The 10,791-nt window shown below is 61.3% G+C and carries 10 protein-coding genes and 1 pseudogene; 8 read left to right on the top strand and 3 right to left on the bottom strand.

The window, feature by feature from the left end:
* Positions 1 to 437, bottom strand: a 437-nt coding sequence (locus tag ABSE61_RS34680) for an efflux RND transporter permease subunit (protein ID WP_423875689.1), incomplete at its 3' end; no start/stop codon positions are given.
* Positions 434 to 1,633 (bottom strand): efflux RND transporter periplasmic adaptor subunit, encoded by a 1,200-nt coding sequence (locus ABSE61_RS34675; RefSeq protein ID WP_423875688.1) that lies wholly within the window; start codon positions 1,631 to 1,633, stop codon positions 434 to 436. The genes ABSE61_RS34680 and ABSE61_RS34675, both read right to left, overlap by 4 nt.
* 1,029 nt (positions 1,634 to 2,662) lie before the next feature.
* On the opposite strand from ABSE61_RS34675, the gene ABSE61_RS34670 reads away from it, so the two are divergent.
* The 3 genes from ABSE61_RS34670 (at position 2,663) to uraD (ending at position 4,213) form a co-directional block, all read left to right on the top strand.
* The gene (locus ABSE61_RS34670; protein ID WP_423875687.1) at positions 2,663 to 3,016 is read left to right on the top strand and encodes a hypothetical protein; all 354 of its coding nucleotides are present in this window, start codon (positions 2,663 to 2,665) and stop codon (positions 3,014 to 3,016) included.
* Positions 3,017 to 3,184: 168 nt separating this feature from the next.
* The gene (gene uraH / locus ABSE61_RS34665) at positions 3,185 to 3,586 is read left to right on the top strand and encodes a hydroxyisourate hydrolase (protein WP_423875691.1); all 402 of its coding nucleotides are present in this window, start codon (positions 3,185 to 3,187) and stop codon (positions 3,584 to 3,586) included.
* A gap of 30 nt (positions 3,587 to 3,616) precedes the next feature.
* Complete coding sequence (gene uraD, locus ABSE61_RS34660; protein ID WP_423875686.1) at positions 3,617 to 4,213, top strand: 2-oxo-4-hydroxy-4-carboxy-5-ureidoimidazoline decarboxylase; 597 nt, start codon at positions 3,617 to 3,619, stop codon at positions 4,211 to 4,213.
* A gap of 88 nt (positions 4,214 to 4,301) precedes the next feature.
* On the opposite strand, the gene ABSE61_RS34655 is transcribed toward uraD, so the two are convergent.
* The gene (locus ABSE61_RS34655) at positions 4,302 to 4,955 is read right to left on the bottom strand and encodes a glutathione S-transferase family protein (protein ID WP_423875685.1); all 654 of its coding nucleotides are present in this window, start codon (positions 4,953 to 4,955) and stop codon (positions 4,302 to 4,304) included.
* Positions 4,956 to 5,053: 98 nt separating this feature from the next.
* On the opposite strand from ABSE61_RS34655, the gene ABSE61_RS34650 reads away from it, so the two are divergent.
* From ABSE61_RS34650 to ABSE61_RS34630, 5 genes and pseudogenes are all read left to right on the top strand, one after another.
* Positions 5,054 to 5,767, top strand: coding sequence for a DUF1614 domain-containing protein (locus tag ABSE61_RS34650; RefSeq protein WP_423875684.1), 714 nt, complete (start codon positions 5,054 to 5,056; stop codon positions 5,765 to 5,767).
* Between the two features lie 125 nt (positions 5,768 to 5,892).
* On the top strand, positions 5,893 to 8,109 hold the full coding sequence (locus ABSE61_RS34645; protein WP_423875683.1) for an acetate--CoA ligase family protein: 2,217 nt from the start codon (positions 5,893 to 5,895) through the stop codon (positions 8,107 to 8,109).
* A 17-nt stretch (positions 8,110 to 8,126) separates the two neighbouring features.
* On the top strand, positions 8,127 to 9,119 hold the full coding sequence (locus tag ABSE61_RS34640) for a c-type cytochrome (RefSeq protein ID WP_423875682.1): 993 nt from the start codon (positions 8,127 to 8,129) through the stop codon (positions 9,117 to 9,119).
* Positions 9,120 to 9,223: 104 nt separating this feature from the next.
* Positions 9,224 to 10,051 carry an MlaD family protein gene (locus tag ABSE61_RS34635; protein ID WP_423875690.1) on the top strand — a complete coding sequence of 276 codons (828 nt, stop codon included), beginning with the start codon at positions 9,224 to 9,226 and terminating at the stop codon, positions 10,049 to 10,051.
* A gap of 270 nt (positions 10,052 to 10,321) precedes the next feature.
* Positions 10,322 to 10,791, top strand: a pseudogene (locus ABSE61_RS34630) (hypothetical protein); the annotation flags it as partial.

Below are 10,791 nucleotides of genomic sequence, written 5' to 3'. Positions count from 1 at the left end.
GACAACATGAACACGACCATCAGGATGTCGGGGCTGTTCTTGCGCGTCACCACGCCATTGCGCTGAACGTCGTCCGGCAGTTGCGGCGTCGCAATCGCGACCCGGTTCTGGACCAGCACCTGGGCCTTGTCGAGATCGGTGCCGAGCTTGAACGTCACGGTGATCGTGAGCTGGCCGTTCGAGGTCGCCTGGCTGTAGAGGTAAAGCATGTCCTCGACGCCGTTGATCTGCTGCTCGATGGGGGCAGCGACGGTGTCGGACACGGTTTGCGCCGAAGCGCCCGGATATTGCGTGGTGACCACCACGGTGGGCGGCACGACTTGCGGATACTCGGCGACCGGCAGCGTCGTATAGGCGATCGCGCCGACGATCAGGAGCACGATGGACAGCACCATCGCCAGGATCGGTCGGTTGACGGAAAGCGCCCCGAGATTCATATCTTGCCACCGGCAGGAGCAGGCTTGGCCTCGCGAGGCGTGACCTTTGCCCCGACCCGCGCGCGCTGCAATCCATCGACGATCACACGGTCTTCCGGCTTGAGGCCTTCACGGACCACGCGCAAGCCCTCATCGAGCGGCCCCAAAGTGACGGGCTTGGCCTCGACGGTGTTGTCGTCCTTGACCACAAAGACGATCTTGCGGGCCTGATCGGTGGCGATGGCGGCGTCAGGCACCAGCAACGCCTCGTAAGGCGCGCTCGCGATCAGGCGAACGCGGCCGAACTGTCCGGGCAGGATCGACAAGTCCTGGTTCGGGATCACCGCCCGGCCGCGCAGCGTTCCGGTGGAGACGTCCAGCTGGTTGTCGAGAAAATTGATCGTGCCGTTACGGGAAGGCTTGGTCTCGCCCGTCAGCGTCACCTCGACCGGGTTCGGCGTATCGCGCGAACTCGGGCGTTTACCCTCGAACCACAGCCGGTTGTATTTAAGGTAGGTGGCTTCATCGATGTCGAAATAGATATAGATCGGATCGAGCGAAACAATCGACGTCAGCAGCGTCGAGCTGCCCTCACTGCCTTGGACCAGATTGCCGACGTCGACGAGATGCCGGCTCACCCGGCCGCTGATCGGGGCGGTGACGTGGGTGAATTCGACATTGAGCTGGGCCGCCTTGAGCACGCCCTCGGCCTGGGTTTCGGCCGCTCTTGCGGCTTGCAGCGCCTGACGCCGCTGATCGACGATGTTGTCTGCCACGTTCTGCGACTGCTGCAGCGTCAGCGCGCGATCCAGTTCCCGTTTGCCCAGTTCGACCTTGGCGCGGGCATCCGAAAGCTGACCTTCGGCTTGCGTGGCCACCGCTTCGAACGGACGGGCGTCGATAAGATACAGGAGGTCGCCGGTGCTGACGAAGGCACCATCACGGAATTCGACGGCCGTAATGAAACCGCCGACACGGGGACGAACCTGAACCTGCTGAACCGCATCGAACCGTCCCGTGAACTCGTCCCAGTCCGTGACAGTTCGCTTGACGGGTTGGGCGACGGTGACCGGCGGGCCCGCGGCCGCAGCCTGAGGCGTCTGCTTTTCCTCGCAGCCCGCGAGAAGCCCCGCGAGCACAATGAGGATCGGAGCTAGGCCATAGAATCGACGGTCGGCCATTCGCGCCGAACGCGTCGATTGCTCAGTCGTGCTCATTTCGTCCCCCTCAAATACAACCGTTAATCGAGGTAATGCAGATATGCGACAAGACCAAGAGACCGTTCGATAGTCTGTTCAAGCGGCAAACAGTATCAAGCAAAATCTGCTGCGTGGGACGCAACCGATCCGTGAAAAATCGCCGACGCGGCATTTTGCGGCGTTGGAATAATCCTCCGGCCGTGATGTCGGACGCAACCGGCCGATTGTCCGGGGCGACAATCGTGTCATCGTGGGACAATGCGGGGAAACAGGCGGGATAAGGGTCTACCCAGGCGATCGCGATCAGGGTCAGGCCTATACCCAATCAGCACACGTAGCGACCGATATCTCCCCACAGGAACGCGGCAATAAATCCAAGACCGCTTGCCGCGGCCAGATACAAAGGTGCCGCAAAAACGCGCAACCAGTTCGGATGAGCCGCGCCTGGAGCACTCACGTCGACACGCTTCTGATTTGGTGGCGCAAGCGGCCGCGCTTGCGCCTGCGCCGGGCAATCCAGAGATAAAATCCGCTGCGCAAAACTGAAATAGCTCTAAGCGATGAGGATCATCATTCCTTTGGGTCGCAAAGGCGCGACGTACGCGCCGTCATCGATCGATCTTGTGTGCGCGCGACTTCATCGCACGCACCCGGCGAAGCATTCAATCCGGATAACTTCTAAGCGGGAGACGGGTCGGCCCACGGAATGCCGTTCACAGAGGCCGTGTTACGTCCACGGCAAGCGGGGATTCACATCTCAACTTAGCATTAGTCCAATTCCAGATGACCTGGGGTAACGGCGCCGGCGGCTTTGTCGGCGAAGGACTCGGCGCCTACCCGATGGTCAAATGCCACCAGTGCCCCCACTGAATGGAGTGGCGGCGGCACGTCGGTTTGAAGCACCGCCCGGAGCAAGGAATCGCATCGGCGAAAATATTGATGACCCCATCAAAGATCGCGACTTGCGCGCAATGGTGTGGATGACTGCCCCGCATCGCTTGATTGCTCACCGGCCCTTTGCTCAGATAGTCGAAGGGTGGGTGCATCATGACGTGGAAAAACGAGCGCGACCTGCTGCTGGCGCAGACCATGGCCTTTGTACAGTCGGTTGCCGGAAAGGCGACGGACGCCGATGTCAGGCCAGAGGCCCGCCCCAAGCCAGTATCATTCGACCAGCCCTTCGCCGTGGAGCGCCCGGTCGATGTCCTCCCGGCCCGTCTCTCCCCGATCGGCCCAAGCGACCTGCGCGACGAAATCCGCCGCAGGGTTGCGGCCTTCCGGGTACGCCAGCAGGCTTTCGATCGCGACCGCGACGCATATTGCAATGCGACGATGGCCAAAGCCCGGGCTTCTTCCGAACATGCCGTACAGGCCCGCGACAATCCGCCGCTCAAGCGCTGACTGCAAATTTTCTCCCTCGCTCCCGTCGGCGCAGGAAAATATCTTGCGTGGCGCGGTTTTTGCAGCGCTAAATCGCGTGACCCTATCATGCGCGGGGCAATGCAACGGAGCAGGATCAGTATGAAGACAGTCGTTAATCGAAGGGGTCTGCTGGGAGCGGGCTCGGCCATGCTGGCGTTCGCCGCATTTGCCAACAGGACCGCTTGGGCGGCCGGATCGCCGGGATTGACCACCCACGTGCTCGATACGGCGAACGGCAAGCCAGGCGAGGGCATCAAGATCGAGTTCAGCGTGCTCGAGGGCGAAACCTACAAGCTGCTCGCGACGGTGCACACCAATGCCGACGGCCGCAACGCCGAACCCCTGCTGACGCCCGAAAACATGAAGGCCGGCAAATACCAGCTGGTATTCTATATCGGCGAGTACTTTGCCAAGCTCGGCGCCCAGCTGCCCAACCCGCCCTTCCTGGAGAAGGCCGTCATCCAGTTCGGCATGGCCGATGCGACAGCGCATTATCACGTGCCGATCCTGGCAACGCCCTGGAGCTATACGACCTACCGCGGCAGCTAAGATCACTTCCGCAACGCAAGGAGGCTGAAGATGACTGATCGTTCTCGGCTGCTTGCGTGCCTGGTCTTCGCTCTCGCGCTCGGGCCGGCCTCGATTGCGAATGCGATCGCCGGCCCGGTCGACATGGCGCCGATCAACGCGATGGATCGCGCTGCGTTTGTCGTAAAGTTTGGCGGCATCTTCGAGAAATCGCCTTGGGTCGCGGAGGAAGCTTGGGAGAGGCGGCCGTTTGCGAGCCTCGATGAAATGCACGCGACCATGGTTACCGTGGCCAAAACGGCCCCGGCAGCCCGGCAGCTATCCTTGTTGCAGGCCCATCCTGATCTCGCCGGCAAGGAAGCGCAGGCCGGTACCATGACCGCCTCGTCCGTCGCCGAGCAGGCAGGCGCCGGGCTGAACGCTCTGCCGCCGCCAGAGTTTGCCGAACTGTCAAACCTCAATACCGCGTACAAGACAAAATTCGGATTTCCCTTCATCATTGCGGTGCGGATGTACACCAAGGAAGGCATCTTCTTCGAATTCAAGCGGCGGCTGCAAAACGACACACAAACCGAATTCGCCAACGATTTGCAGAATGTCTACATCATCACGCGGCTGCGCCTGAACAAACTGCTCGACGCCAATTGAGCTAGTGGAGTGGATTTGACATTCGCAAAGGTGCCCGCTGAAAAGGGATCCGAATGTTGGAACCGGACCACCAGGCGCTTTACAGCCGTCACCACCATAGGCTCGCAGCATTTTGCTGCTCGCCAGCGATAGCTTCCGCTCTTACTGCCCGGCAAAACCCATCGCGTTGCTGCAACCGGCCCCAATAGGCCGCGACCGCGGGGCCGAAATCTTTGGCAAGGCCGATGCGCTCGGCCAGTAGCAGCGCATATCCCACGGAAATATCGGCAACCGTAAACCTCGCCGCGCACAGCATCTCGCGATCGGCGACCGCGGCCTCGACCGCGCGCAGCCGGCCGAAGAACCACTTCGCATAGTCGGCTGCGACTTGCGGGCTGCGTCGCTCTTGCGGCTCGAGTTTTGAATAACGCAGCACCAGGGCTTGCGGGAACGTCAGCGTCGCTTCGCCGAAATGCAGCCAGTTGAGATAGGCGCCGTAGTCGGGCTCATCGATACCTACTGCAAGCGGCGTCGGGCCGTGGCGCGCGGCCAGATATTGCAGGATCGCCGCCGACTCCGTCATGCGCGTGTCGCCGTCGATCAGAAGAGGAATCGTGCCGAGCGGATTGAGGCCCAGATAGTCCCTGGCCAATGCCCGCGGCGGGAACGGCAGCATCTTGAGCTCATAGGGAAGCTGCAGCTCTTCAAGCGCCCACAGCGGACGGAACGAGCGCGCCGCCGTGCAGTGATATAGCGTGATCACGTTGCCTCCCCGTTGCCAAAATTAGAACCTTGCGATTTCGCGCCAAGTTTCCCAATTTATTCGGATCAGGCAACCGATACTGAACGGCCGAAAATGCCATGAACTCCCAGGTTCACTATCTGCCGCTCACGCCGGCGTTGTTTTCCATCCTGATTTTCCTGTTCGTCGGGCTGATCATCCTGATTCAGCTCCGTATTCTCAGATATGCCTACATGAAGCTTGGCGTCAGCCCGGGGACCGCGCTGTTTTTGCTGTTCGGCTCGCTGATCGGCAGCTACTTCAACATTCCGGTCACCGTCCTGCCGGGAGCGGTGCGGTCCGGACAGGTGATCGATTTCTTCGGCATGCAATATGTGGTGCCGCAGGTCGCGCAATGGCCCGGCACCGTACTGGCCGTCAATGTAGGCGGCGCGGTGATCCCCACACTGATGTCGAGCTATCTCGTGCTTCGCTATCAGCTCTGGGGTAGAGCGACGATCGCCGTCATCGCCATCGCCTTTATTATTCATTCGATGGCGACCCCGGTGCATGGGCTTGGCATTGCGGTGCCGGTGTTTGCGCCCGTTGTCGCGACCGCGATCCTTGCTTTCCTGCTGTCGCGCGAATACGCCGCCCCGCTCGCTTACATCGGCGGCTCAATGGGGACGCTGATCGGCGCAGACCTCTCCAATCTCGACAAGATCGGCGGCCTTGGCGCACCGGTCGCCTCCATCGGCGGTGCCGGGACATTCGACGGCATCTTCCTGACCGGCATCCTGGCCGTTTTGCTCGCCGGCATTGCCTCGCCATCGCAGCCGAGACCTGCCTGGTAGCGGCCCTCCTCCGTCAGCGCGAGTTGCCACGCCTTCGGACTATCAATAAGAAGAAATCAAATACCCGGAGTCTCTCAAACCGATCCTCGTCTCCGGGAAATCATTAGGGATGGCGGCCAAGGCGCATGGAAGCCCGTTCAGGAACCGCGGCATCGAAAAAATGGTCGCCGTCATCGGGCGCCAGCCGAGTCGTCCAGCAAATTCACGCCATGCTGCATCCGCGTAACATCGTGCTGGTCGGCGCGACGGACAAGCCTGGCAATTACGCCGAGCGCATCTGGACCAACTTGATCAAATACAAATTCGAGGGCGGTCTCTATCCGCTCAACAGCAAGCGCGAATCCATCTGGGGTGTCCCCTGTTACAAGGATTTCGCTGGCCTGCCGGACAAGCCTGACCACGTGCTGGTGATGGTGCCGGCGCGCTTTGCGATCCAGGTGATCCGGGACGCTGCCGCTTCAGGCGCCCGTTCGGCGACGATCGTCACCTCCGGCTTCAGCGAGTTGCAGGACATCGAGAGTCAGAGGCTTGCCATCGAGCTGCAACAGGCGATCCGGGAGACCGGGCTCGCGGTCACCGGCCCGAATTGCCTCGGCAACTTGAGCGCCGGCGAAAATCTCTTCACCAATATCGACGACCGCGTGGTGACCATGGAAGCGGGCCCGGTCGCGATCGCCGGCCAGTCCGGTGCGATCGTGATGGCGATCCGCCAGGCGCTGGAGGATCGCGGTGTCGGCGTCGGTTACATGGTGACGACGGGCAACGAGGCCGGCCTCGAGACGACCGACCTGATGAATTATTTCGCGGTCGATCCTTCGATCCGCGTCATCGTGGTCTACCTCGAAGGCGTCCGCAACACCAAGGCGTTCCGCGACGCCTGCAAGGCCGCGCGCGTAGCCGGCAAACCGGTGATCGCGATCAAACTCGGTGCCTCGGAAGGCGGCCGCGCCGCGGCGATGGCGCATACCGGCGCCCTCGCCGGCTCGATCGAAAGCTTCGATGCAATCTCGGCCCGCGAAGGCGTGATCCGCGCCCACGGTCTCGACGAGCTCATCGAAACCACGGAATGCTTTGTCCACGCCACCACGCCCAAAGGCTCGCGCCTTTCCGCCGTCACGTTGTCCGGCGGCAAGCGCGGCCTTTTGATCGATGCCTTTACCGGCGCCGGGCTCAACTTCGCAAGCTTGAGTCCGGCGGCCAGCGACAAGCTCGCCAACATGCTTGGGCCCGGCTCGATCGTCGGCAATCCGCTCGATGCCGGCTTTGCCGCGGTGGTCGATCCCTCCGTCTATATCCAGTCGATCAAGATCATGATCGACGATCCCGACACCGATATCGTCATCATCGACGCCGAACTGCCAAAAGCACCGCACGAATTGCGTGAGCGTAGCCTGCGGCTGGTCGACGAATTGGCCGCGAACGCAAACAAGCCGGTGATCTATATATCGACGATGTCGATCGGCTTCACCGAATTCACCAAGGGTTTGCGAACATCGCTGCCGCATATCGCCGTGATGCAGGGCCTCGATCGTGCAGTGGGCGCAATCAAGGCGCTGATCGACTATGCCGGTCTTGCCAAGGATGTGCCGGAGATCACGTCACGCTCTTCCGCCTCGGCCCGCGCCGCGCTGGAGCGTATCCTCAAGAACGCCAAGGGCGCAGCGCTTGACGAAGTTGCCTCCAAAAAACTTCTGAAGGCCTACGGCATCCCGGTGTCAAAAGAAGAGATCGCGCAAACCTCATCCGAGGCGGTGAAGATCGCCAAGAAAATCGGCTTTCCCGTTGTCGCCAAAGTCGTCAGCGCGGATATCCTGCATAAATCGGACGTCGGCGGCGTGGTGCTGAACCTCAACACGGCATCCGAGGTCAAGAAGGCTTTTGACCAGATTTCGGCGCGCGTCAGCAAACTGAAGGGAAAGCCGAAAATCGATGGCGTCCTGATCGCGCAACAGGTCAAGGCCGATCTCGAACTCGTCCTCGGCACCGCGCTTGATGCCGAGATGGGGCCAGTTGTGCTGTTCGGCACCGGCGGCGTCGAGATCGAACTGATGAAAGATGTCGCGCTGGCCGGCGCGCCGCTCGATGCTGTCGAAGCCAAAAAATTGATCGGCCGCACCAAGGCCGGCGTGAAGCTTCGCGGTTATCGCGGCAAGCCTGCCTTGCATGAAGCCTCTGTCGTCAAAGCGCTCGTCGGCCTGTCCAATCTGATGCTGGATGCCGGCAACCGAATTGCCTCAATCGACGTCAATCCGTTTCTGGTCAACAGACGGACCGGCGTTGCCGTCGATGGATTGATCGTGCTCAATAACGCTGCTGCAAAAAGCTCCGGCGGCCACCAATAATAATCGGGAGGAATTCAATGCGAATAGCAACACTGGCCGCCGTGGCGGTGATCGGTATGGCTGTCAATGCCACGTCGATGGCGCAGACTCAATCTCCAACGCCCGCATCTGCACCGCCGTCGTCATTTCCCGCATGGGCCTATCCTTGGGTTCCGGATTTCAAGGTCACGCCTGCCGACGACGTGCCGCAACACGTCCCCGACAGCACCGCAAGTTTCACCATCAAGCAGGAGCGCGATCTGTTTTTTGTGCCCGACTGGCATCCCGAGGATCATCCCGCCATGCCGGATGTGGTGGCGCATGGTCGGATGCCGGACGTGCGTGCCTGTGGCTCCTGCCATCGCGCCGCCGGCACCGGCGGACCGGAAAACGCGAGCCTCGCCGGTTTGCCGGCGGCCTACATCATCCAGCAGATCGCGGATTACAAAAGCGGTGCGCGCAAGTTCGCAGGCCCGCAACGCGGCCCGAGCGTGCTGATGACGGCGATCGCGAAAGCCAGCAATGAGGAAGAGATCAAAGCGGCCGCGGCTTATTTCTCCGCGCTCAAGCCCGCGGCCAATATCAAGGTGGTGGAGACCGACACCGTACCGGTCACGCAAATCGCGCGGGTATTCTACATGCTCGTCAAGGATGGCGGGAGCGAGCCGATCGGGCAGCGCATCCTCGAGACGCCGGTAGATGCCGCACAATTCGAACACCGCGATACACGTTCGCAGTTCATCGCCTATGTGCCGAAGGGCAGTATCGCCAAGGGCGAGGCATTGGCCACGACCGGCGGCGCAGGCATTACCACGCCCTGCATCACGTGCCACGGGCCGGACCTCAGGGGCGTCGCTCCCATTCCGGGCATCGCCGGACGTTCGCCGAGCTATCTGGTCCGTCAGCTTTATGACTTTCAACAGCATGCGCGGGCCGGAAGCGCCGGTGCGCCGATGGGGCCCGTGGTCGAAAAGCTATCGCATGACGACATGATCTCGCTTGCGGCCTACGTGACGTCACTGACACCGTAACGGGCCGCGGAACCGCAATCGCCGAAGCCGCGGATCCGGCCTTTCGCCTTTCGCCGCGCCCGCTTTACCCGTACAATTGGCGGGACACAGGCGATTGAATGAAGATGCGCTCCACCAATCTCATGATCGGGACCACGACGCTTGCGATCCTGGCGATAGGATTGTTTGGCCTTTTGGGCGTACGGAAAATCCGTACCATCTCGCAGGAAACGCGGATGCGCATCGTGTTCGAGGGCGGCTCGGCCAGCGGCCTGCGCCGGGGCGGCAGCGTGAACTTCGACGGCGTTCAAATCGGTGAAGTCCTCTCCCTCAGACTCGACAACCCGCGCAAGGTCGTCGCCGAGGTCAGGGTCGACAAGAACGCGCCCATCCGCAAGGACACGGTCGTTGGATTGGAGTTTCAAGGGCTGACCGGTATTGCCGCGATCTCGCTGGTCGGCGGAGATTCTTCGGATCCGCCCGTGCCTGCCGACAAGGATGGCGTTCCAACCCTGACCGCCGACCTGAGCGAAATCCAGTCGATTCGCGACACCCTGCACAATGTCGATCGGGTTCTTGTCGGCAACCAATCGACGATCAAGGACGGGTTGTTGAGTTTCGAGACCTACACGGCCTCGCTGGCGAGCCGAGGTGACGTCATCGACAAGGCGATCGCCAAGGCCGACGACGCCTTTGCGGGTTTCGACAACGCGATTGCGCGCATCGACAATCTTTTGCCAGGATTTGCGGATGGAAAGGCTGACGAACTGTTCGATAAACTGAGAGAGATGCGCGAATTTGCCCAGACATTTGACAAGAAGTCGGGAATCATAATCGAGGAAGCGCGCCAGACGTTGCTCGATGTCAGCGAAAGCGCCAACAAGATTACCTCGAAGTTCGACCCTCAAGCTGTCAGCCCGCGCCCGCCGCGGCGGCAAGTCCCGCAGCGCTAGGTTCGCAAGAGAGCGCCCCTCCCCCGCGAAAGTTCCTGTCAGGGAACAGCGGCAGGGCTATTTGAACCGTCTCTAAAAAAAATTGAGTTTGGCGGGAACGTTTTTCCGATTGTTGAATTGATTCCCTCGGCTCGGTTTTTCCGAGCTATCGCTCTGTAATATCTAAGGTATTTCACTTGCTTTGCGGCGATGCTCACGATTTGATCGGCCGAGGCCGACTCGCATGCGCGCAGACTCTGGGCGCCATTTCCGGCTCTTGAGGGGACTTCCATGAGTGAACTCGGTTCGGTCAATCCGTCCTCGCGTCGGCGTGCTAAAACGAAACCGACCTACACCAATGGAAAGCAGGATCCCTCGCAGGAACTGCTGCAGGCCCTGCAGGCGATGCGCAGCGGCGACTTTTCGGTGCGAATGACCGGCGATCATCTCGGCATCGACGGCAAGATCGCCGATACGTTCAACGAGATCGTGGCTGCCAATCAACGGATGGCGCAACAGCTTGAACGCGTCGGCCAGGTCGTCGGCCGCGAAGGCAAGACGCGCCAGCGTGTCCGCTTCGGTCTCGCCAGCGGGTCGTGGGCCGACATGGAAGGCTCGGTCAACACGCTGATCGACGACCTGCTGTGGCCGACCCGCGAGGTGACGCGCGCGGTTGCCGCCGTGGCGCAAGGCGACCTGCTGCAAGCCGTGAAGCTGGACGTCGACGGCCGCCCATTGGGCGGCGAATTTCTGCAGTCGGC

The organism is Bradyrhizobium sp. (assembly GCF_049519115.1).
GTDB lineage: Bacteria > Pseudomonadota > Alphaproteobacteria > Rhizobiales > Xanthobacteraceae > Bradyrhizobium.
This window is presented reverse-complemented; position numbering and strand designations above follow the sequence as displayed.